This window comes from Paraburkholderia phenazinium, from assembly GCF_900141745.1.
GTDB lineage: Bacteria > Pseudomonadota > Gammaproteobacteria > Burkholderiales > Burkholderiaceae > Paraburkholderia > Paraburkholderia phenazinium_B.
On the sequence record NZ_FSRM01000002.1, the window covers coordinates 3,457,286 to 3,480,855 of the forward strand.

General features: G+C 61.9%; 18 protein-coding genes. 6 read left to right on the forward strand and 12 right to left on the reverse strand.

Annotation, left to right across the window (positions count from 1 at the left end; all coding sequences use genetic code 11):
- Positions 1–6: 6 nt before the first annotated feature.
- The gene (locus BUS06_RS35365; protein ID WP_074268886.1) at positions 7–1,074 is read left to right on the forward strand and encodes an SDR family oxidoreductase; all 1,068 of its coding nucleotides are present in this window, start codon (positions 7–9) and stop codon (positions 1,072–1,074) included.
- Between the two features lie 15 nt (positions 1,075–1,089).
- On the opposite strand, the gene BUS06_RS35370 is transcribed toward BUS06_RS35365, so the two are convergent.
- The 3 genes from BUS06_RS35370 to BUS06_RS35380 form a co-directional block, all read right to left on the reverse strand.
- Complete coding sequence (locus BUS06_RS35370; protein WP_074268887.1) at positions 1,090–2,358, reverse strand: ATP-binding protein; 1,269 nt, start codon at positions 2,356–2,358, stop codon at positions 1,090–1,092.
- Positions 2,342–3,082 carry a response regulator gene (locus BUS06_RS35375; RefSeq protein ID WP_074268888.1) on the reverse strand — a complete coding sequence of 247 codons (741 nt, stop codon included), beginning with the start codon at positions 3,080–3,082 and terminating at the stop codon, positions 2,342–2,344. Before BUS06_RS35375 ends, BUS06_RS35370 begins: the two co-directional genes overlap by 17 nt.
- A 63-nt stretch (positions 3,083–3,145) precedes the next feature.
- Positions 3,146–3,760 (reverse strand): TetR family transcriptional regulator, encoded by a 615-nt coding sequence (locus BUS06_RS35380; RefSeq protein WP_083611743.1) that lies wholly within the window; start codon positions 3,758–3,760, stop codon positions 3,146–3,148.
- Positions 3,761–4,106: 346 nt separating this feature from the next.
- Here BUS06_RS35380 and BUS06_RS35385 point away from each other — a divergent pair, with 346 nt between their 5' ends.
- From BUS06_RS35385 to BUS06_RS35395, 3 genes are all read left to right on the forward strand, one after another.
- A complete protein-coding gene (locus BUS06_RS35385) occupies positions 4,107–5,693 on the forward strand; it encodes an efflux transporter outer membrane subunit (RefSeq protein ID WP_074268890.1) in 1,587 nt (528 codons plus the stop codon).
- A gap of 92 nt (positions 5,694–5,785) precedes the next feature.
- Entirely contained in the window at positions 5,786–6,997 is a 1,212-nt protein-coding gene (locus tag BUS06_RS35390; protein ID WP_074268891.1) for an efflux RND transporter periplasmic adaptor subunit, read from the forward strand.
- Between the two features lie 12 nt (positions 6,998–7,009).
- Positions 7,010–10,303, forward strand: a complete 3,294-nt coding sequence (locus BUS06_RS35395; RefSeq protein ID WP_074268892.1) for an efflux RND transporter permease subunit — start codon at positions 7,010–7,012, stop codon at positions 10,301–10,303.
- A gap of 100 nt (positions 10,304–10,403) precedes the next feature.
- Here the strand turns inward: BUS06_RS35395 and BUS06_RS35400 are convergent, their stop codons facing one another.
- From BUS06_RS35400 to BUS06_RS35410, 3 genes are all read right to left on the reverse strand, one after another.
- Positions 10,404–11,864 carry an amino acid permease gene (locus BUS06_RS35400; RefSeq protein ID WP_074268893.1) on the reverse strand — a complete coding sequence of 487 codons (1,461 nt, stop codon included), beginning with the start codon at positions 11,862–11,864 and terminating at the stop codon, positions 10,404–10,406.
- Positions 11,865–12,050: 186 nt separating this feature from the next.
- On the reverse strand, positions 12,051–12,722 hold the full coding sequence (locus BUS06_RS35405; protein ID WP_074268894.1) for a GntR family transcriptional regulator: 672 nt from the start codon (positions 12,720–12,722) through the stop codon (positions 12,051–12,053).
- 96 nt (positions 12,723–12,818) lie between these two features.
- Positions 12,819–13,649 (reverse strand): MipA/OmpV family protein, encoded by an 831-nt coding sequence (locus BUS06_RS35410; protein WP_074268895.1) that lies wholly within the window; start codon positions 13,647–13,649, stop codon positions 12,819–12,821.
- A 414-nt stretch (positions 13,650–14,063) separates the two neighbouring features.
- Here BUS06_RS35410 and BUS06_RS35415 point away from each other — a divergent pair, with 414 nt between their 5' ends.
- A complete protein-coding gene (locus BUS06_RS35415; protein WP_074268896.1) occupies positions 14,064–15,161 on the forward strand; it encodes a porin in 1,098 nt (365 codons plus the stop codon).
- 113 nt (positions 15,162–15,274) lie between these two features.
- Here BUS06_RS35415 and BUS06_RS35420 read toward each other — a convergent pair whose 3' ends face one another.
- Positions 15,275–16,141 carry a class I SAM-dependent methyltransferase gene (locus BUS06_RS35420; RefSeq protein WP_074268897.1) on the reverse strand — a complete coding sequence of 289 codons (867 nt, stop codon included), beginning with the start codon at positions 16,139–16,141 and terminating at the stop codon, positions 15,275–15,277.
- Between the two features lie 54 nt (positions 16,142–16,195).
- Entirely contained in the window at positions 16,196–17,089 is an 894-nt protein-coding gene (locus BUS06_RS35425; protein ID WP_074268898.1) for an AraC family transcriptional regulator, read from the reverse strand.
- A gap of 153 nt (positions 17,090–17,242) precedes the next feature.
- On the opposite strand from BUS06_RS35425, the gene BUS06_RS35430 reads away from it, so the two are divergent.
- Positions 17,243–18,013, forward strand: a complete 771-nt coding sequence (locus BUS06_RS35430; protein ID WP_074268899.1) for an SDR family NAD(P)-dependent oxidoreductase — start codon at positions 17,243–17,245, stop codon at positions 18,011–18,013.
- A 59-nt stretch (positions 18,014–18,072) separates the two neighbouring features.
- Here the strand turns inward: BUS06_RS35430 and BUS06_RS35435 are convergent, their stop codons facing one another.
- The 4 genes from BUS06_RS35435 to BUS06_RS35450 all read right to left on the reverse strand — a co-directional run bounded on the left by BUS06_RS35435 (position 18,073) and on the right by BUS06_RS35450 (position 23,542).
- Positions 18,073–19,995, reverse strand: a complete 1,923-nt coding sequence (locus tag BUS06_RS35435; protein ID WP_074268900.1) for a hybrid sensor histidine kinase/response regulator — start codon at positions 19,993–19,995, stop codon at positions 18,073–18,075.
- 169 nt (positions 19,996–20,164) lie between these two features.
- On the reverse strand, positions 20,165–21,529 hold the full coding sequence (locus BUS06_RS35440; RefSeq protein WP_074268901.1) for a sensor histidine kinase: 1,365 nt from the start codon (positions 21,527–21,529) through the stop codon (positions 20,165–20,167).
- Positions 21,519–22,196, reverse strand: a complete 678-nt coding sequence (locus tag BUS06_RS35445; RefSeq protein ID WP_074268902.1) for a response regulator transcription factor — start codon at positions 22,194–22,196, stop codon at positions 21,519–21,521. Before BUS06_RS35445 ends, BUS06_RS35440 begins: the two co-directional genes overlap by 11 nt.
- Positions 22,197–22,216: 20 nt before the next feature.
- A complete protein-coding gene (locus BUS06_RS35450) occupies positions 22,217–23,542 on the reverse strand; it encodes an MFS transporter (RefSeq protein ID WP_074268903.1) in 1,326 nt (441 codons plus the stop codon).
- Positions 23,543–23,570 lie beyond the last annotated feature (28 nt).

Sequence of the window (23,570 nt, forward strand, 5' to 3'; positions counted from 1 at the left end):
AATCTCATGCAAAACCGGGCACTTATTATTGGCGCAAGCGGTATCGTCGGCAGCAACCTGGCCGATCAATTGCTTTCGACCGGCTGGACTGTTGCCGGTCTTTCGCGCGGCCGCACAGCGTTGGCGCAGGCGGTCGAACCGATTACCGCCGATCTGACCTCCGCGGCATCCGTAAGCGAAGCGTTGGCTGGAAAATCCTTTAGCCATATCTTTTTCACTGCATGGTCTCGCCAGGCGACGGAGAAAGACAACATTCGCGTGAATGGCGGCATGGTTCGTCACGTGCTGGATGCCGTTGGGCCCTCGGGCAGTGTTTCGCATGCGGCGCTTGTCACGGGCCTGAAACATTATCTCGGACCGTTCGAAGCGTACGCGACCGGCGCGGTACCCATTACGCCGTTTCGCGAGGAACAGGGCCGCCAGGTCGTGGAGAATTTCTACTACGAGCAGGAAGACCGTGTGTTCGAAGCCGCGCAACAGTATGACTTTAGCTGGAGCGTGCACCGGCCGCATACGATCATTGGCTACGCGATCGGCAACGCAATGAACATGGGCGTCACGCTCGCGGTCTACGCGACGCTTTGCAAACAGACGGGCCAACCGTTCCTGTTTCCCGGCTCCGCAGCGCAGTGGAACAGCCTGACCGACATGACCGATGCGCCCCTGCTCGCACGTCACCTTGAATGGGCCGCCACGTCCGACGCTGCGCGCAACGAAGACTTCAACGTGGTCAACGGCGATGTGTTCCGCTGGAAATGGATGTGGTCGCAGATTGCCGGCTATTTCGGCATCGAAGCCGTGCCGTTCGACGGCGAAGTCCGTCCGCTCGAGACACGCATGCAGAAAGCCGCGCCGGCATGGACCGAGATCGCCACACGCTTCAACCTGAAGGAAGCGGATATTGGCAAGCTGGTGTCATGGTGGCACACCGACGCTGACCTTGGACGCCCCATGGAAGTGGTCACGGACATGACGAAGAGCCGCAAAGCTGGCTTCCTCGATTATCAAAGCACTCCCGACTCGTTCTTCGCGCTGTTCGACAAGCTTAAGACCGAGCGGATCATTCCGCAGTAAGGTACGAACTCCTGACTATCCCGCGCGGTCCGGAAAAGTCAGCGTGACCAGCAAGCCGCCGTCCGCCGCATTGACCAGACAAAACGTCCCGCCATTGCGGCGCACCAGTCTTCGCACGATCGAGAGTCCCAGCCCGCAATGGGCATCGCCGCCACGAGCCTCATCGAGACGGACGAACGGTTGCAAGGCGTGCTCGAGCTGGTCGTCGGGAATCCCGGGGCCGTGATCGCGCAGCGTCAAAACGCATTTGCCGTGCTGCAGGCTGGTCGCGATTTCAACGGGCGGTTCGCCGTACGTCATGGCATTCTCCAGCAGATTGGCCAGGATGCGGTCGAGGTCGACCAGCGGCAGTCTGAAGTGTCCAGCAGCACGCAGATCCAGCGTCACGAGCGAGCTTTCCGTGTCCCCGTCCTGCGGAACGTTGCCGTACTGGCTCTGACAAAACGAGTCCACGGACACGAGCGGCGATCCATCCGCACGGTCGCGCACGAAATCGAGGAACTGCTTGACGATGCGCCCGAGCGATTCGACATCGCCCAGGAAACCCATCCGCTCTGCGCCGTGCGGCAGCAGATCGGCGCGAACCTGCATTCGCGTGAGCGGCGTGCGCAGATCATGAGCGACGCCCGCCAGCATCATCGCCCTCTCCTGTTCGTATTCGCTGATCTCGCGAATCATCTCGTTGAAGCTGACGATCAGTTCCGCCACCTCGCGCGGCCCACTCACACTGACGACGGGTGTGCTGACGCCAATACGAAACTCGCGTGCCGCATTGGCCAGCCTGCGCAGCGGGCGCTGGGCTTGCCAGGCTCCGAGGAACGCCACGGCGATGGCCAACGCGAGCATCAAGGCCAACGCGGTGTGCATGCGGGCTTCGGTCAACGTAGCGCCCGGTATGCGGATCCAGTTGGCGTCGCCGGCATAGCGCACCCAGACCGTGCCTGTGTCGCCGGACAACACAACCTGACTGCCCGGCGGCAGATTCTCACGCAACGCGTTCTCGTACAGTCCGTGTGTTTCGCGCCGCGAAGGCGGTCCGTCGCCTGGGCTCGTATCGCGCCCGTCGAGATAGGTGGCGCCGAGCGCCGAAGCAATGTGCCTGGTCGCCTCGATACCGTCACGCCGCGACTCTTCGACTACCTGGATGCCGCGCGACGCATGCTCGGCATGCATCTGGTTGGCTTCGCGGCCGAGCATGAACACCATGGCCGCGTAGGCCAGCACGAGCAGGCTCGTGGTCATCAGTGCCGCGCGTCCAAAGAGTGTATTAAACGGATTTTTCATTGCCGTCGCCGCCATCGCTCGGAGCAAACATATAGCCCACCCCGCGTACGGTCTGGATCACGCAGGGTTGGGAGGGGTCCTCTTCCAGCAGTCTGCGCAGGCGCCACACGGCCAGATCCATGCCGCGCTCGGTGATGTCCGCGTCGGGGCCGTACAGCATGTCGAGCAGTTTCGTGCGCGACAGCGTCTCCATCGGATGCGTCACCAGCACTTCAAGCAGCGCGTAGTTCGTGCCCGTCAGCTTGATGCGCTTGTCGTCGCAGAACAGGGCGCGCGCAGTGAGATCGAGGCGAAACCGGCCAAAGCGGTAAGTTCCCTGGCGTCCATTGACAGCCGGGGACGGCTGGCCCGAATGGCGGCGCAGCACCGCTTTGATACGCGCCAGCAGCTCGAGCGGCGTGAAGGGCTTGCCCAGATAGTCGTCGGCGCCGAACTCGAGCCCCACGACCCGATCCATTTCGTCCGCAAGCGAAGTCAGCATGATGACGGGAATAGTGTCGCCCGCCTCGCGCAATTGCCTGAGTGCGGTCAAGCCGTCCACGCCTGGCATCATGACGTCAAGCACTACGATGGATGGCCGCTCGAGCGCGAGGCGATTGGCGATATTGGTGGCGTTATGCAAAACCGAAAACTCGATGCCGCGCTGCTGGAAAAATTTCCTGAGGAGGTCACGCAGACCGGCATCGTCGTCTACGAGCAGGACCTGAATCGCTTCACTCTCCATCCACACCCTCCTGTCAGCCCTGATTGAAACGTGAACCCGCAGGCGAGTCGCCGGGGGCTCATGTCAGTGCCGTGACAGGCACTGAAACGTCAAACCGACAACCCTACCCAGATTCAGCCTGGTGTTGTGCCGGCGTCTCAGCAGGTCATTTCGAAAGACTCCTGTAAGGGTGGCGTGAATAAACAAGGCTGATTGGTATGCGTCGAGGTCGGCGGACAACTGGTCGCACGAGACCGCATGGAGCAACGCCTGCTCGATCTGGGTCTCCGCCAGACGGTTGGCGGCCCGGACGCGCCGCCAGAACTGCGCCGTCCCCTCAGTCGATTCGCAGCGCGCAAACACGATGCTGTAGAGGTGGCGCATGCGCGTTTCGCGCAACGCCCGCGAGAGCCGCACTTCAAGTTCCGTGCGCAGCGTACCCAGTGGATTGGGCTCGTCCGGAGGCAGGGGAACGCCGAAAGGGTCGAGCGGCAGAGCAAATCGCTCAAAAATCGCATCGAAGATCGCGTCTTTATTTCTAAAATGACCGTAGATCGCCCCTCGGGTCACCCCGGCCGCATCGGCGATTTCGTCCAGCGTGGTTTGCGTGACGCCATGACTGAAGAACATGGCCTCTGCTGCATCGAGAATCGTTGCACGCGTGTCGAGCGCTTGCGCCTTCGTCCGCCTCATTAGCATTCAGCCGCTTTCTGTCGCGCATCCATGCCCTGCGACACCGCGGCTGCTCAATAGCTCAGATGATGCGATCATAGCCGCCGTGCATGGGAGCGGACGTTAGGCTTTTTTTCGGATTATTTCAAAGTGAAATTTATCGAAGTGCGATTTCATTTAACGTGCTCCTGCTTTTTGCACATCGAGTAAGATCACCGCTCATTCTGCTGTTGCGGTTCCACCGATGTCGGGTGCGCAAATCAGTGTGGCGCTCATCTGTTGCCCGACAACATAGAAGTTTTGAATACGGCTAAACGGAGTTCACTTGAGCAACCAGTCTCCACTCGGTCGACTCGCTCTATATGTATCCAGGATGAGTAGTCCGGTTCGCACGGACGCTTCCTCCCGGTCGACCTTTGTATCACCCGACTCACGCCGTCCCCGCAAGCCAGCGCCAGCAACGGCGCCGCTGCGCACCCTGCGCTCCGGCTGCGCGCTGGCGGCTACGCTATGCCTCGCGGCTTGCGCCGTCGGTCCCGACTATCACAAGCCGCCGCAGGACATTCCCGCCACCTTCAAGGAAGGCGCCGACTGGCAGCGCGCGCAGGCCAACCCGCAAGGGGCGCTTTCCAGCACCTGGTGGCTCGACTATCACGACGACACGCTGTCCCACCTTGTGGATCAGTCGCTTAAGGCAAACCAGTCGATCGCCGCCGCGGAAGCCGCCTACCGGGTCGCCAAGGCCACGATCGATGCGAATGTCGCGAGCCTGTTCCCTACCATCGGGGTGGATGCGTCGGGCTCGCGCTCCCGTACGGCCGCTGTCGAGAGCATCACGGGTCAGCCTTATACGAGCAACCTCGTGTCCGCCAGCGCGTCCGCCAGCTGGGAAATCGACCTGTGGGGCAGTGTCCGGCGCTCGATAGAGTCGGCCAAGGCCAGCGCTCAGGCCAGCGACGCCCAGCTCGCCGGCGAGCGTCTGTCGATCGCCGCCAGCCTCGCCATCGATTATTTCGCACTGCGTCAGGCCGATATCGACATCGATTCGCTGAAGCAGCAGCAACAGATCGACGCCAAAATTCTGGAGATGGACCGCGCGGGCTTCCTGCAGGGAACGGTCTCGAACGACACGCTCCTCGATGATCAGGACAACCTCGAACTGGTGATCGCCGACCTGCAAGCCACGGAGACCTCCCGCGAGCAGGACGAACACGCCATCGCGGTGCTGATCGGCGAGCCGCCGGCCAGCTTCACGCTGCCGGCGCAAAGCGACTACACGTTTTCGACGCCCGCCGTGCCGCTCGGATTTCCGTCGGAATTGCTGGAACGGCGCTATGACGTCGTGAGCGCGGAACGTACGGCCGCCGCGGCTAACGCCAAGATCGGCGTCGCCGAGGCCGCTTTCTTCCCAACGCTTACGCTCTCGGCGCAAGGCGGCTTCGAACACAACGCCCTGGCGCATCTGTTCTCGATGCCGAGCCGCTTCTGGACGCTCGGCCCGGATCTCGCCGCGACGATCTTCGACGGCGGTGCGCGCTCTGCGGCGGTCCACGAGGCCGAGGCCACGTACGACCAGCAGGTCGCCACGTATCGCGGGACCGTGCTGTCCGCGTTCCAGAGCGTCGAAGACAGCCTGTCGTCTTACAACCATCTGCAGCAGCAGGAACAGGCGTTCGCCAACATCTACAAGCGCAACCAGCAGCTGTTCTCGAGCCAGCAGGCCCAGATGCAGGCCGGCACGGCGAGCCAGGAAGCCGTGTTGACGCAGCAGCTCACGCTGTTGCAGGCCGCGCAGAATCTGAAGGACACACAGGCAGCGTTGACGGAAAGCAGCGTCACGCTGGTCAAAAATCTCGGCGGCGGCTGGCAGTGGGATGACGCCAAGGGTGTAGCAGTCAGCACCAGTGCGAATGCCGCGCCGCAATCGTCGAATCAAACATCGGGAGCCCCGTCGCAATGAAAGATCGCCTTGAACGTGATCGCTTTGGAGAGCGAAGCGTCCAGTCCAGCGACGGCCGGTTGCGTCGGGAATCGGAAAAAAATGGAGTCTCCATGAAGTCAATACCGTTGCTGTGCGTTGCCCTGTTTGCACTGTCCGCGCTTTCCGGTTGCGGCAAATCCGGTCAGGCGTCGGCGCCGCCTCCGCCGCAGGTCGGCGTGGTCACCGTCCAGCCGACCACCGTGGCGCTGACGCGCGATCTGGTCGGACGTCTTTCGCCTTACCTGAGCGCCAACGTCACTGCACGCGTTTCCGGTGTGCTGATCAAGCGCATCTATAAGGAAGGCAGTGACGTCAAGGCCGGCCAGGTGCTGTTCGAAATCGATCCGGCCTACTATCAGGCCCAGCTGAACAACGACCTCGGCATCCTCGGCGAAGACGAGGCCACGTATCTCAACGACAAGGTCAACGCAGCGCGCTTCCACAAGCTGTTGCCGGTTGGTTCGGTTTCGCAACAGACGGTCGACAACGCCGATGCGCTGGTGCGCACCGACGCGGCCAAGGTCAAGGCCGACCAGGCACTCGTGGATAGCGCGAAGGTCAACCTCGGCTATACCAAGGTGACCTCGCCGATCAGCGGCATCGCCAGCCAGCAACAGGTCACCGTCGGCGCCGTGGTGGGCAGCAGCACCGCCGATGCCGGTTCCAGCGGCACCTTGCTGACCACGGTCAACCAGGTCGATCCGCTCTACGTGAACTTCACCATCAGCGCGTCGGATCTGGTGACACTGCGCGAAGCGGCCAGCCGCGGCAACGTCGCGCTGAGCCAGCAGGACAAGACGACCGTGCAGATCGTGTTGCCCAATGGCAGCCCGTACAACCAGACAGGCACGCTGGATTTCTCCGACGTCACCGTGAACGCAACCACCGGCGCCGTGAACCTGCGCGCGCTGGTGCCGAACGCACAGCACACGCTGCTGCCGGGCATGTACGTGACCATGAACGTCAACCTCGGCCAGCAGCACGACGTTTTCCTCGTGCCGCAGGAGGCGCTGCAACGTGACACGGTCGGCGCCTATGCGCTCGTCGTCGATGGAGGCAGCAAGGTCGTGCGCAAGGACGTCACGGCAACCGACAACTCCGGCAACAACTGGATCGTCACCGGCGGCCTCGCAGCCGGCGATCAGGTGATCGTCACCGGGCTGCAAAGCGCGCACGAAGGTGCTCAGGTGAAGGCAAGCCCGTGGCAGGCACCGGCTGCTGCACAAGGTGGCTCGGCCACCGCCGCAGCATCAGGGGTTCAGACCGCCGGCAACGCACAATAAGGACTTCGTCCCATGCCAAAGTTTTTTATCGATCGCCCAGTCTTTGCCTGGGTGATCCCGATTCTCATCTGCCTGATAGGGGTGATTTCGATGCTGAATCTCGGCATCGACTCCTATCCGGACATCGCGCCGCCAGAAGTAACGGTCACGGCAACTTACCCTGGCGCCAGCGCGGCGACCATGGAATCGACCGTGACCCAGGTGATCGAGCAGCAGCTGACCGGCATCGACAACCTGCTGTACTTCAACTCGGCATCCAATTCCAACGGCACTGTCACCATTACGCTGAGCTTTGCGACCGGCACCAATCCGGATACGGCGGAAGTGCAGGTGCAGAACAAGGTTGCGCTGGCCCAGCCGCTGCTGCCGGCCGCGGTGACCCAGCAAGGTGTGGTGGTCGCCAAGGCGAGCCCTGACATTCTGCTGTTCATCTCGCTGCAGTCGAGCAACCCCGCCATCGACGCTTACCGTCTGAGCGACATCGTCGCCTCGCAGATCCAGCCGGTGATTGCGCGGGTCAACGGCGTGGGCAACACGTTCGAGCTGGGATCGGAATACGCCGTGCGCATCTGGCTGAATCCGGACAAGCTGCAAGGCTATGGCCTGTCCACGACCCAGGTGCTCAACGCCGTGAGCGCACAGAACGCGCAGTTCGCCACGGGTTCGCTCGGTGCCGATCCGGCAGTCAAGGGCCAGGTCTTCACCGCGACGGTGTCCGGCGATTCGCTGTTCTCCTCGATCAAGCAGTTCAACAACATCATCCTGCTCACCAACAATAACGGCACGGTGGTCAGGCTGAGCGATGTTGCACGCATCACCTTCGGTGCGCAAAGCTACGGCTCGGCGGCGGTCTATAAGGGCAAGGCTGCCGGCGGTATGGGCGTCTACCTGCTGCCGGGCGCCAACGCTCTTGCCGTCGCCAAGGCGGTGAAGGCCGAAATGGGCGTGCTCGCCAAGGATCTGCCGCCGGGCGTCACCTGGAATGTGCCTTACGACACGACACCGTTCATTACCGCTTCGATTACCGATGTGGTGCGTACGCTGATCGAGGCCATTGCGCTCGTGTTCGTGGTGATGCTGATCTTCCTGCAGAACCTGCGGGCCACGATCATTCCGACGCTCGTCATTCCGGTCGCGCTGCTGGGCACGTTTATCGGCCTCTCGCTGCTGCATTACACGCTGAACCAGCTGACGCTGTTCGGGATGGTGCTCGCCATCGGCATTGTGGTGGACGATGCGATCGTCGTGATCGAGAACGTCGAGCGCATCATGACCGAGGAGAACCTCCAGCCTCGAGAGGCGACCCGCAAGGCGATGGGCCAGATTACCGGCGCCATCATCGCGATCACCGTGGTGCTGTCCGCCGTGTTCATCCCTTCCGCTTTGCAGCCTGGCGCCACCGGCATCATCTATGCGCAGTTCGCGCTGACCATTGCGGTCTCGATGGCGATGTCGGCGTTCCTCGCCATGTCGTTCACGCCAGCCCTTTGTGCCGCGATTCTCAAACCGACGGATCACCACAAAAAGAATGTCGTGTTCCGCTGGTTCGACAAGGGCTTCGACCGGGTCAACGCAACCTACTTCAGGCAGATCGGCGGCGCGGTACGTCACGCGCCGCGCTGGATGATCGTGTTCCTGCTGCTGGTTCTGCTGACGGGCTTCCTGTACACCCGTCTGCCGACCAGCTTTGTGCCGGACGAAGATCAGGGCTTTATCCTCGCCCTCGTCAATCTGCCGACTGGCGCCACGCTGCAGCGCACGGATGCGGCGATGACCGCGATGTCGGAGAAGCTCGAGCATAGTGCGATCGCCAAGGACATCGACAGCGTGTTCCAGGTCGAAGGGTTCAGCTTCGTCGGCAGTAGCGAGAACGTCGGCATGGCGTTTATCAAGTTGACCGACTGGGGCCAGCGCTCGCAAACCGCGATGCAGCTCATTCCGCAGGTCAACAGGCTCTTGCATGGCCAGCAGGACGCGCAGATCTTCGCCGTCAATCTCCCGACCATCCGCGGCTTGAGCCAGTTCGGCGGTGTCGACATGTATCTGCAGGCGCGTGCGGGCCAGTCGCGTGCGGAACTGGCGAAGGCGGAAGGCATCCTGCTGGCCAATGCTGCCAAAAATCCGACGCTGTACGGCATTCGTCCCAATTCGCTGCCCGAAGCGCCGCAGTTGCAGGTGTCTGTCGATCGTGTGCAGGCGCAGGCCATGGGGCTGTCGCTCACGGATGTCTACAACTCCATCCAGATGGAGCTCGCGCCGTTCTATGTGAATCAGTTCACTTATGGCGGCCGGGTCAAGCGCGTGTATCTGCAGGCCGATGCCCCGTACCGGATGGGCGTGGACGCGTTCGAGCACATCTACACGCCGAGTGGCATCACCAGCGCATCGACGGGCGCGACCAGTACAGCCACGAGCACGACCAACACCAGTGGCTATCTGACCAACGTCAACCCCTCGGCAACCGATACCTCGCTGAGCCCGTACAACATGGTCCCGTTGTCCAGCGTGGTGAAGTCGCACTGGGATGTGGGTCCGGTCGCGCTGCCGCGCTATAACGGCTACTCGGCAATCGAAATCGTGGGCAACCCTGCGCCGGGCTATTCCACGGGTCAGGCCATGGATGCGGTCCAGAAAATCATCAACACCCAATTGCCATCGGGTTTCGCCGCGGACTGGACGGGTCAGTCCTACCAGGAAATCATCGCCGGCAATTCGGCAACGTTGCTGATGATCCTGTCGATCGTGGTGGTGTTCCTGTGTCTCGCGGCCCTGTACGAAAGCTGGTCGATTCCGGTCGCCGTGCTGCTGGTGGTGCCGCTGGGCATGCTCGGTATGTTGTCGTTCTGTCTGTTGACCGGCGTGCCTAACGACATCTACTTCAAGATCGGTCTTGTCACCGTGATCGGTCTGGCTGCGAAGAACGCCATTCTGATCGTGGAGTTCGCGGTGGAAGGACAGGCCCACGGCATGACGCTTTACGATGCCGTGCTGACCGCGGGCAAGCAGCGCTTGCGCCCGATCCTGATGACCTCGATGGCCTTCATTCTTGGGGTATTGCCGCTCGTGCTGTCGTCAGGGGCTGGCGCCTCTTCCCGGCATGAAATCGGCACGGGCGTGATTGGCGGGATGATCTTTGCGACCTTCTTCGGGCTCTTGCTGATCCCGGTGTTTTACGTGGTCGTGCGGCGTGTGCTGGGCGATAAGCTCGACGAGGTCTCGCACAGGCTGCCGCACCATGGTGGAGATGATGCAGGTGGCACAGGCGGCACGGGTGGCACAACGGCCACAGGTGACGCGAATCCCTGAGACGGGGTCTCCGTGATCTGAAACGCCTCGGTGCTACCGAACGGGCGTTGCCGGCAGAGATGCGCGGCAACGCCCGTTTTTTATTGAGGCTCGTCAGCGGTCAGTGACGCTCGGGAAAGCGCAGCTTCGAATGATTGCGGCCGTACGAAAAATAGATGATCAAGCCGATCACCAGCCACACGACGAGCCGCATCCACGTGACGAGCGGCAGTCCCACCATCAGCAACAGGCAGAACAGAATCCCCAGCACCGGCACGATCGGCACGCCCGGGGCCCGGAACGGGCGCGAAGCGCCGGAGTCGCTGCGCCGCAAATAGATCACGGCGCCGCAGACGAGAATGAACGCGAACAGCGTGCCGATGCTGACCATCTCGCCCAGCACGCTGATCGGCGTCAGCGCCGCCACGATGGCGACGATCGTGCCGATCATGATCTGGCTCAGATGCGGAGTCTGAAGACGCGGATGAACCCGCGCGAAAAGCGGCGGCAGCAAACCGTCCTGCGACATCGTGAAGAAGATCCGGCTCTGTCCATACAGCAGCACGAGAATCACGGTGGTGAGCCCCGTCAGCGCGCCGATCTTGATCAGGACTGAGAACCATGTGAGGCCGATGGCATCCACGCCCTTGGCGATCGGATCAGGCACGTTCAGATCCGCGTACGGTACGAGCCCGGTGAGGACCCCGGCGACGAGGATATACAGCACGGTACAGATAATCAGGGATCCCAGGATACCGATCGGCATGTCGGTCTGCGGCTTTCTCGCCTCCTGCGCTGCGGTGGATACTGCATCGAAACCGATGAACGCGAAAAACACCACGGCCGAGCCACGCAGAATGCCGCTCATGCCGAAGTTGCCGAACTCCCCTGTATTCGCCGGAATGAACGGATGCCAGTTGGCCGGCTTGATGAAAAACATCCCCAGCGCGATGAAGGCCACCACCACGATCAGCTTGACCGCCACCATGATGTTGTTGAGCCGTGCGGACTCCTTCGTACCGAGCACCAGCATCGTAGTCAGGATGGCGATGATCACGATGGCCGGCAGATTGACGATACCTGTGGCCGTGGTGCCGTCGGCGAGCTTGATGATGGTGCCGGGGGCGGTCGACAGGGTCGGCGGGATGTTGATTCCCGCGTTATGCAGCAGACTCACGATATAACCGGACCAGCCGACTGCGACGGTCGCGGCGCCCATTGCATATTCGAGGATCAGGTCCCAGCCGATGATCCACGCGAAGATCTCGCCGAGGGTTGCATAGGTGTACGTATAGCTGCTGCCGCATACGGGCAGCATGGCAGCCAGTTCCGAGTAGCACAGGCCAACGAACGCGCACGCAATGCCACCGAGGATGAACGAAAGAATGATGCCCGGGCCGGCGAACTGCGCCGCCGCGGTGCCGGTCAGGACAAAGATGCCGGCGCCGATGATGGCGCCGATTCCCATCGCTGTGATGCTGGTGGCGCCCAGCGTTTTCGACAGCGAGTGGCCTCCCTCCGTATCCGCGCTTCCGACGATATCGGCGACGGATTTCCGTGCCATGTAGCTCGTATCAGCCATGATGAGTCGTCCCGTTCAAATGGTTTTTGGACGCGAACCGACTCGGCTTGCTTCGGCCCGCGAAGCACGACAAAAGCATCTGTTACCGAATACTGGCAGGGCTAAGGTGGAGAGAAAGTGGAATTAAGTGTAGTCCGAATCAGAAGTAAAGTGAAATAACGGCTCGGCGCCGCTTGCAGAGTCTTGTCAGCCCTGGTCCGTCTCGAGCATCCTCATCGCGGCTTTTTCCGCATTCGCCACGTGTAGCCGGGCGGCCGCCTCTGCAGCTTGCGCATCGCGCGCCTTGAGCGCTTTGTAGAGCTTGTCGATTTCCCGCAAGCTGGCTGGCAGGCGGTCGGGATGCATCAGGGACGTGGCGCGTAGCAGATTGACGCGTGAATAGAGGCTCGTCAGGATCTCCTTGATCAGGCCGTTGCCGCAGTTGCCGAGCAGCACGTCATACAGGTCGCCCTTGGCCTTCAGCACGGCATCCTGATTGCCGGAGTGTGCCGCCACCTTCAATGCCTGGGCGCGCTCGCCAAATTGTGCGATCGCCGCATCGTCGGCGTGACGGGTAAACTCGGCGGCGGCAAATCCTTCGAGCAGGCCGCGGATCGCATACAGCTCGGTCGCTTCCTCCCTGGAAATGACCGCGACAGTCGGCCCCTTGTGCGGCACAATGCGCACCAGCTTCTCGGCTTCGAGCCGGCGCAGCGCTTCGCGGATCGACGTGCGGCTCACGCTCAACGACTCGCAGAGTTCACGCTCGATCAGGCGCGCCCCAGGCGCAAAGCGTCCCGACATGATCGCCTGCCGGAGCACGTGCTCCACCTGGTGACGTAGCGTCTCAGGCCGTATCAGCTCCATATCGGCTGCCATGATTGTATTCCCGTCTGACAATTCACATGGCTGCTATGGTACTCGAATCCCTGTGACAGGCAAAATCCCCGGCAGGAACCGGGGCTGAGGCTTCGCTCAGAACCGGTAGCTCGAGAACAACCCATATGTGAGCTGGGTTTTCTTCTCGACAATGGGACTCCCGCTGACATCGCCGCGGAGCCTGGCGGCGATCACGGTAGCGCCCACGTCCCATTGCCTGGAAAGCCTGTAGTCAGCCTTGACGGAGACGTTCAGCGAAGCGACGCCCGCCCCCGGCGCGTATTCAGGCAGACCGGAACGCTGGCTCTGGCCGGGGTCGACACCGTAGAAAGTCCGGTTGTACTGGCTGCTGCCCCACGTCAGTCCGGGCCCAGCGCTCAACGTGAGCGCGTCCACCGGCTGATACTTTCCTTCCAGGCCCAAGGTGGCCACCGTGCCCTCGTGCTTGCCGAGAATGTCGGTCATGACGCTGCCGCGCGCCGTGAACCAGTCGAGCGTATAGCTGCCGAACAGGCCGGCATGGGCGGTACGGGAGATGTCGCCGATGCCTTGCAGGCGTGCATCGTCGGACTGGTCGCGCGGCTGGATGAAATCGTACGACAGCAACGCGGCGAGCTGCCAATGCGAGTCCTTATAGAGGTAGGCACCCATCCCCAGCGGCGTATTTGCCTCGGGCACCGTACCGATGAAATAACGCCCGTTGCTCGCGCCGAGTAACGGAATCGGCTCAAATTTGCGATCGCTCGCGCCCGGATATTCGGGCAGGCTCAAAACTCCCGTGCCGACGGTGAAATGCCAACCGTCGGGCAACATCGCGTTCGGCGATGCGGGCGCTGTAACGTCATCAGCCATAGCGTCAATCGAACCGGCACACAGTATTGCGCCGAGTAACAGATATTTTGAATAATGATGGACGCGTACTTTCATCGAAATCTCCGGGCTGGAAGCTCATGACTTCAGCCGATCAGGGAAGGGAAGCGGCATGATGCGCAGCGCGGGCATGGGCGGCCAGCCGCTTGCGATGAAACGACGGGAGGTGGCGCGAGAAGGGATAAAGACGGCGCGAGTCGCGGGAGGCTTTCAATCAAAAAAGCCGTCAACCGGTTTCAACAAAAAAACGACATTTATCGTTCGAAGCTATTACCGCTGTAATCGTTGAAACGGCTTTATCGTAAAATCAGCCCGCGGCGGTAAGGGGTATTAACAAAGCCATCGCGCTGCACAAAAATAGTCACGGATCTTCATAATCAGATCCCTCGACAAAAACTCGCTCAGCTGCGTGCGCTCGCCTCGAAGACCGCCTAAACAAATTTTCAAACAATAGAAAAGATGGAGAGACGGATGAAAAAATTCCACCTGATGGCGAGTTCCGGCGCAGCCGCTGCAGCACTCGCAATGTTCGCGCCCAGCGCATTCGCCCAAAGTTCAGTCACGCTGTACGGCCTCGTCGATACGACGGTTCGTTACCTGTCGAATGCAAATGCGAACAACGACGGCCAGGTTGCGATGGGAGAAGGCGTCGAAACACCGAGCCGGTGGGGCTTGAAGGGTACCGAAGACCTGGGCGGCGGCCTCTCGGCCGTGTTCCGGTTGGAGAACCAGTTCCAGCTCTGGTCAGGCAAGCTCGATAACAGCAGCAACCAGTTGTTCCAGCGTCAGGCGTACGTCGGGCTGTCGAGCAGCCAGTACGGCACGGTGACGTTGGGCCGCCAGCAGACGCCGTTCTTCGAGCAGATGGGCAACACCTACGACCCGTTGACCGTCGCCGACTTCTGGCAGGACAGCTACGTGTATAACCCGGTCGGCCCGTTCCTGTTCACGAACAGCTCGGTCAAGTACAGCGGCACGTTCGCCGGCCTGACGGTCGAGGGCATGTACGGCTTCGGCGGCGTGCCGGGCAGCGTCGGCTCGAACAGCATGTACGGCTTGACGGCTTCGTACTCGATTGGACCGCTGTCGGCCGACGTCGGCTTCCAGCAGAATGACGTCGAGGGCAAGAAATTCAACATCGTCAACGTAAGCACCGTGTATGCGTTCACCCCGGCCGTGAAGGTGCTTGCGGGCTGGCTGCATTCGCAGGACGAAACCGGTACGGCCGACTTCGCCCAGCAGCAGGTCGGCGCGCCGTTGCTGGCATCCGCGAGCCCGGACCGTATTGACGACAGCTTCTATGTCGGTTCGAGCTGGCAAGTGACCTCGCCGCTGACGTTGACAGTAGCGGGCTACTACGATCACGCCCGCAACGCGGCGTTCCTCGACGGCGCGCTCGGCGTCGGTATCAACTACTCGGCCACGGTGCTCGCCGAGTATGCGCTGTCCAAGCGCACCGAGGTCTACGGCACGGTCGACTTCACCCGCGGCAACGGCGCGTTCCTCTCCGACTACCCGGGCCGCAACAACCAGACCGGCGTCGCAGTCGGCCTGCGAAATCTGTTCTAAATCCGCAGCATCTCCGCGAGGTGGCTGAAACGGCCGCCTCGCGGACGATCCTTTGCTGCTGGCCTCACCCTCTGAAGGCATCGCGTCAACAATGGCGCTCCAGGGAATGCACGCTAACTGCTGGTCGTTGCGACCAGCAGTTCCTCAGCGTTGTTCGGCGGGCGCAAGCCATCGGTCCTGCCGGCGAAGTAGCGTTGTGTCAGATCAGCCGCGGATACGTGCCGTGCTTCTTCAAAGCCCGCTTCGCAGGCCATTTCCCGGATCTCCGCCGGGGTGAAGAAACTCACGAAAGGCGTACCGCTTGCCCGCGCGCCCTTCTCCGCCATCTCGAGCCCGGGTCGCACCTCCGGGTCCGCCAGTTCCAGCGGTAGCAGAAACGTCATGGCGAGCGTCGACCCTCGGGCGAGCGCCGCCACTTCGCGCAACGTGGCCGAGTTCGCCTCTTTGCTGAGATACATGCTGACGCCCGTCGACACGACAATGGCCGGCTGGCTCTCATCGAAACCGGCGGACACGAGCCCTTCCCGCCAGCTTCCCCCCGCCTCGAAGTCCACTGGCACGAAACGTAACCAGTCCGGCACGCCGAAGCCGAGTTCGATCAGGCGCTGACGCTTCCATGCCTGCGGGCCGGGCTGATCGATCTCGAAGACCTTGAGATGGGACGCAATCTCCGGGCGCCGCTGCGCGAAGCTGTCGAGGCCGGCGCCGAGAATCACATACTGACCGACGCCGCGGCCGGCCTGTTCCACGACCAGATCCTCGATGAAGCGGGCACGCGCCACGATCGAGGCGCGAAACGGCCGCGTGAACTGCGGGTCCATGTCACCACGGCTGCGCCAGTTCTCGTCCGGCGACAGCAGCTTGAGGCCGATCTCGTCTTCCAGCACATGCGGCAGCGAGTCGGACTGGACATGCAGTGCACGCCACAACGCGACTCGCGCTGCGGTGCTGTCGGGTGCGATATCGTGCCCGTCGGTCATGACTGTGGCTCCTGTGGGTTCGTGTTCGTCTGGACAAAAAAACGATGCGCAACGCTAGGCCACGACCGTCTTCAATGAGGCGATATCGCGCCGGGGCGGCGCGCCAAACATGCGCGCGTATTCACGGCTGAATTGCGATGCGCTTTCGTAGCCCACCTGATACGCGGCCACTTCGGCGTTGGCGTCCCCTGTCACCATCAGATGACGCGCTTCGAGCAGGCGTAGCTGCTTCTGGTATTGCAGCGGCGTCATCGAGGTGAGCGCCTTGAATTGCCTATGGAATGCGGAGGGACTCATTTGCGCCACGGCCGCCAGTTCCTCGATGCGGATCGTCTCGGCGAACTGGTCCCGTAACGTATGGATCGCTGTAACCACTCTCTGCGCATGACTGTTCGCCAGCACAACCTTGGCGACCTCGCCGCCATGAGGCCCCGTCAGCAGCCAATAGCAGATCTCCCGCATGATCATCGGTGCGAGGATGGGAATCGCCCGCGGCGTATCGAGCAGACGCACCATACGCAGCACGCAGTCGGCAAGCGGACCGTCGAAGTCGGTGACAAATACACCGCGGCCCAGATTGTCTTCCAGTTCGGGCGGCGCCTCGAGACGCTCCATCACATCGCGCATCACCGCAAGGTCGAATTGAATCACGATGGCGAGGAACGGTTCGGCTGGACTCGCCTCAACCACCCTGCTGAATGCCGGCATCTCGACGCTAACGACCAGCGCTCGCCCTGCCGGATAGTCGTAGCGCCGGTCGCCGAAAGTCGTCCACTTGGTGCCTTGCACGACGACACACAACGCGGGCTTCATGATCAGATGAGACGCAGGCTTTTCATGATCCGCGCGGAGGATGGCCATTCCATCAATCGCGGTAATGAACGGGCTCCCCTTACCGGCCTGCTGATCGGTATAGCGTTTGACCGCTTCAATCAAGGCATTGGACATATGCATTCCCTCCTTTCCTGAATGGTACATGCTCACGTATCCAAAGGAGGGGCTCCGAGCAGGATCAGGCAAGAAGCGAAGCAGTTCGGGCATTCAGTGTCCCGGGCGGCCGGAATAAGCTTGACTCCTGTTCAACCGGAAGTGGAGCACAGCATGACCGCAGGAAATACAGGCACAAAAATCGCAATCGTTACTGGAGGCAGTCGCGGTCTGGGACGTAATACGGTGATCAACCTTGCGCGGCGCGGCGTCAATTCGCTCTTCACCTATCGCGCGAATCGGGCAGAAGCCGACAAGGTCGTCAGCCTCGTGGCAGAGGCGGGGCAAAAGGCCATTGCACTGCCGCTCGATACCGGCAAGGTGACCGCGTTCGACGCCTTCGTGGAACAGGTTCGAAAGTCGCTTCCCGAGTTGGGCGCCGAGCGTTTCGACTTCCTCGTCAACAACGCCGGCACTTCGAATCACACCCCATTCGAGAAGACGACCGAGGAAGAACTCGACGGTCTCTACAACGTCCATTTCAAGGGCGTTTTCTTTCTCACGCAAAAACTTCTGCCGCTCATCAACGATGGTGGCCGCATCGTGAATATCTCTTCGGGACTAACCCGTGTCGCTTTTCCGGGCAGCGGGTCGTACGCGTCCATGAAGGGCGCGGTCGAAGTGCTGACCCGTTATCTCGCGAAGGAACTCGGTCCTCGCAAGATCGCCGTCAACACCGTCGCTCCGGGCGCGGTCGCGACCGACTTCAGCGGCGGCATGGTGCGCGACAATCCCGAGATTAACAAGCGCGTGGCGGAAGCGACCGCGCTCGGCCGCGCGGGCGTGCCCGACGACATCGGCCCGATGATCGCCTCGCTGCTGTCCGAGGATAACCGCTGGGTCAATGCCCAGCGTATCGAAGTCGCCGGCGGCATGGTGATCTGAGACGAGGCGCTCGTGCCCGGTTAGCCCCTCTGCGTACCAAGGGCTACCCAGCCGCCTGCTCAACCAGCGCGCAAGGCCTTAGCGAGATCGGCGAGGCGATACGGCTTGTGGACGAACGTGAACTCGCCGAGCTCGCCATGTTCGCGGCGCAGCACCGCAAGTGGATAGCCCGAGGCAAGCACGATCTTGACAGCCGGAAACTGCTCGCGAACCAGCCGCGCCAGCTCCAGTCCACTGATTCCGTGCGACATCACGATGTCGCTAAAGAGAATGTCGATCCGCGAACGCCGCATCAGGATATCGACGGCGTCCAGGCCATTACTGGCCGTCACCACCTCGTAGCCGATGCTTTGAAACAGCTCGGACGCGGCGGCCAGCAGGTCAGGCTCGTCTTCCACAAGCAGGACGGTTTCCGCCGTCAGATGCGCTGAATAGTCCTTGGCAGGGACGGGAGCGCCCGCTATGGCGGGAAGATAGATCTCGATCGTCGTGCCATTGCCGCCCACGCTGCGGATCACAACATCGCCGCCCGACTGGGTAATGAACCCATACACCTGGCTCAAGCCGAGTCCCGTCCCTTTGCCTATCTCCTTCGTGGTAAAGAACGGCTCAAACGCTCGTGCAGCAACTTCGGGCGACATGCCCGTGCCGGTGTCCGATACCGCCGCCCTGATATAAGTGCCGGCCGGAAGTCCTCCGACGTCGCCAACCTTGAGCTCGACGCGCTCAGTGCTGATCGCGATTGTTCCGCCCCCGGGCATCGCATCGCGCGCATTCACTACCAGGTTCAGCAAGGCGGCCTCGAAACGTGCAGCGTCCAACAGCACCACCGTCCGCTCCGCGGCCAACTCGACCTCGAGACTGATTGAGTCGTTCACGGCCCGATGCAGCACCGGTTCGAAGGCCCGGATGATCGTGTTCACGTCATGGGACTCGGCCTTGAGTGGCTGTTGCCGGGCGAACGAGAGAAGCTGCTGGGTCAGCGAGGCACCACGGTCGACGGCACGCTGCATCGCATCCAGCATGCGCGTGTCCAGATGGGTGCGCGATTGTGCGGAGAGCACCTGCAGCCCGTTCGAAATCACGGCCAGCAGATTATTGAAGTCATGCGCGACACCGCCCGTCAGCTGGCCGATCGCCTCCATCTTCTGCGATTGAAACAGCGCGGCATTGGCGCGTTCCAGTGCAGCGGCCGCTTCCTTGCGCTCGGTGATATCGCGAGTCACTTTCGCAAATCCGAGGAGCGTGCCGAATTCGTCGCGGATCGCATCCACCACCACGTTTGCCCAGAAGCGGCTCCCGTCTTTGCGAACCCGCCAGCCCTCCAGTTCCGCCCGGCCGTCGCGCGCCGCCATCGCGAGCGTCAGCGCCGGCACACCGCGGGCGCGATCTTCCTCGGTATAAAAGCGGGAAAAATGCTGACCGACGATCTCGTGTTGCTGATATCCCTTGATACGCGCTGCCCCGGCATTCCAGCTGGTTATTTCTCCGGCGGGGGACAGCAGATAGATGGCGTAGTCCGTGACCCCATGAACAAGGAGACGGAACTGTTGCTCGCTCTTGCGCAACTCTTCCTCAGCCACCTTGCGTTCGGAAATATCACGCGTGATTTTCGCAAATCCCACCAGCTCGCCGGAATTGTCGCGGATGGGATCGACCACAACGCTGGCCCAGAAGCGCGTGCCGTCCTTGCGCACCCGCCATCCCTCGTCTTCGAACTTGCCTTCCTCGAGTGCCGTGCGCAACGCCCGTTCCGGGACGCCGGATGCGCGGTCCTCATCCGTATAGAACTGGGAAAAGTGTTTTCCTATGATCTCGCTGGCGACGTAGCCTTTGAATCTTTGGGCCCCGGCATTCCAGCTGACGATGTAGCCGCGCGTATCCAGCATGTAGATCGCGTAGTCCTTTACGCTGGTCACAAGCAGTTCGAATCGCTGGGCATCGGTCAGTCCGGCGGGCGCTGCGTGATTGTCGGTTGTCATCGTCGTGGGTGGAAAAGTCGATACCTGGCCGGAGACACTCTATCCTGCCAGCGAAGTCAGCACACAACCTCCTATGAGGCAAATTCTAGATCAACCCCACCGGCAGGGGTGGCGTATTACCGATTTTTGACAAGAAACCCGCCTACGCCCCTGAACCTCGTGGGTCAAATCACCCACGTACGGCCGGAAACACCACCGAAGCAGTCAGCCCCACCCCACCGGCGCCATCGCCCAGCACGACTTCGGCCCGATGCGCCCGGGCGATTTCGCGGACGATCGACAATCCGAGCCCGCTGCCCTCCTCGCCGGAGGCCCGAAAGAACGGCTCGAACACCCGGTCGCGTAACTCGGGGCCGATCCCCGGGCCTTCATCCGCGATGGTCAGAACGACCCGGCCGTCCTGCGAGCTCAAGGTAAGCGCGACATGGCCACCGGCTGGCGTGTAACGAATCGCGTTGTCGAGCAGATTGAACAGCAGCACCGAAAGCAGCGGCTCGTTGCCCATCACTTGCCCTGGTTCGTCGAGATGCGCGGACAATTCGACGCGGCGTCGTTGCGCGAGCAATGCGAGCTGTTCAAGTGTCCCGGTCGCAACCACGCGCAGATCGACGGGCGCACCTTCGAAGTCGGCGTAGTCCGCGGCCTCCGCTTGCGCGAGCAGCAACAACTGGTTGGTGAGCGCCACCAGCGACTGGTTGCTGCGGTGCATGGCCAGCAGCGTCTCTTTCAGTTGACCAAGATCGTCCTGGCGTCGCGCGTATTGCAGTTGCGTGCCGAGCAAGGTGAGCGGCGTACGCAACTGATGCGCCGCATCTGCGATAAAGCGCCGCTGCATGGCGGTCTTCCGTTCGATGATATCGAGGCACTGGTTGAACGCGGTGACGATGGGGCGCAACTCATTGCGCAAAGGATCGGCATGCACTCGCAGCGAGGCATTCGGCGCACGCGCCAGCATGTCTTTCGCGAGCCGCATCAATGGCTGCAGTTCGAACGTGAGTCCGACGCAAACCAGCACCACGGCAATCGTCACGATGCCGGCAAAATGCAGCATCTGCGGCCGCCATAGTTCGGTGGCTGCCGCATCGCGTTGCATGAGCGTGCGCCCCACCGAAACGACAACCTGCTTCGTTGCGCCCGAGTCGTACATTGGGCGGATCAGCGCCACCGCGCGAATCGGGTGTCCGCTCACCGCTGCGTCATACCAGAGCGGTGTATCGCCCGGCACGCGCAACGGAAAATCCGAGGTGCCTGCAATCGTCGCACCGCCCACTTCGCGAATGCTGAAATACACCTCGTCGCCATACGGCGAACTCAGGATCTCGATCGCGCTCGGCGAGATCTCCGCGTGCAGATAGCCATTTTCCCATTGGATGTCACCGGCCATCACGCGCGCCGACGACAGCAACGCTTCATCCTGCAACAGGCTCGCTGTGCGCTGTGCGTTATCGCGAGCGATCAGACCCGCCGCGAAGACATAGACGGTCATCGGCAACAGCAGCCACAGCAGAAGCCTTAAGCGTAGGCTATTCGTCATCGGCGCCGTCTTCGAGCAGATAGCCGAGGCCGCGCAACGTAATGATGGTCGCAGTGCTCTTTTCAAGCTTCTTGCGCAGCCGCGACACGTAGATCTCGATGGCGTCTTCGCTGGTCGCCGTATCGGCGTTGCTGAGCGAATCCGCCAGCAGGGCCTTGGCCACCGTCTTTTTGGCACGCAGGATCAGCGCCTCGAGCACTGCGTGTTCACGCGGCGTCAACGTCAGCGGCTCGCCTTCCACCGCGAACTGGCAGCGGTCCATATCGTACGTGAGATTGCCGCATTTGAGGCGGTTCGAGCGCGACGACGATTGCCGCCGCGCCAGCACCTTCACGCGCGCAACCAGTTCACGCGCATCGAATGGCTTGACGATGTAGTCGTCGGCGCCTGCGCCTAGACAGATCACTTTTTCGTCGACGGCGCCGGTCGCTGTCAGGATCAGCACCGGCGTTGCATCGCCCCGCTCGCGCATACGGCGCAACACGCTCTTGCCGGAGAGCTGCGGCAGATTCAGATCGAGCAGCACGACGTCGTAGGGCACGGCGCGCACGGCGGTGTCGGCCGCTTCGCCATCGCTCACACGGTCGAGCATGAAGCCGTCGTCCTGCAGAATCCGCGCGAGCCAGTGCGCGAGCTGATCGTTGTCTTCGACGAGCAGTAGCCTCATCGCCTCTATCCCCAATGCGTTCATGCCGTCCTGTACTGCTCCCGCGACTGGGTCGAACGGTACAGAACGAGCGTTGCGACTATCCCGCATAGCGCAGCAAACGACATCCATGCGCCTGGGGAAGCCTTGTCACCCGTAGTATGAATCAGCCAGGTCGAGATGGCCGGCGTAAACCCGCCGATCACCGTGGCGAGACTGTACGCCATCGAAAAACCGGTGGTCCGCACATGCGCCGGCATAAGCTCCGTCAATGCGACGACCATCGCACCGTTGTACCACGCATAAAGCAGCGACAACCACAGTTCGACCAGCAGCAGACGGGCGAACGACGGTTGCGTCACCATCCATTGCATGACCGGATACGCAGTCAGGATCGCGAGCACGGTGCAGGCGATCAGCACAGGACGACGGCCGATGCGATCGGACACGGCACCGGCGATCGGCAGCCAGATGAAATTCGACACGCCCACGCAGACCGTGACCAGCAGCGAATCGAGCGAAGACAGCTTCAGCACGACTTTGCCGAACGTCGGCGTGTAGGCCGTGATCAGATAGAACGATGCCGTCGTCATGATGACGAGACCCATGCCGGCCAGGATCAGCCGCGAATGCTGCACCATCGACTTCGCGATCTCGGCCATAGCCGGACGATGGCGGCGCGCGGCGAATTCTTCGGTCTCCTGCAGAGAACGACGCACGTAGAACAGGAACGGCACGATCAGACAGCCGACGATGAACGGGATACGCCAACCCCATGCGTTCATCTCCGAAGCAGGGATGAGACGGTTGAGCAGCACGCCGAGCGACGCCGCGAACACCACCGCCACCTGCTGGCTCGCGGACTGCCACGAGCAGTAGAAGCCGCGATTGCCCCTGGTCGCGATCTCCGACAGGTAGACGGATACGCCACCCAGTTCGACGCCCGCGGAAAAGCCCTGCAGCAGCCGTCCAAACAGGACGATAGCGGGCGCGAGAAGACCGATCTGCGCATAGCCCGGCACAAACGCGACGCACGCAGTGCCGACCGCCATCAGCATCAGGGAGAGGATCAAGCCCTTGCGGCGGCCGTGATGGTCGATGTAGGCGCCGAGCACGAGCGCGCCGATCGGACGCATCAGAAAGCCCGCGCCAAACACGGAAAGCGCGAGCATCAACGAGGCGAACTCGTTGCCGGTCGGAAAGAACGTGGCTGCGATTGCGGCCGCGTAATACCCGTACACGGTGAAGTCGTACATCTCGAGAAAATTGCCGCTGGTGACGCGAAACACCGAGCGCAGGCGCGACTCCCTTGAAGCAGCGGGGACGGCAGCGGCAGCCGTTTCGTTCGATGAAGTTGCAGATGTCATGGTGACCTCGATTGGGAGGGACAGGCCC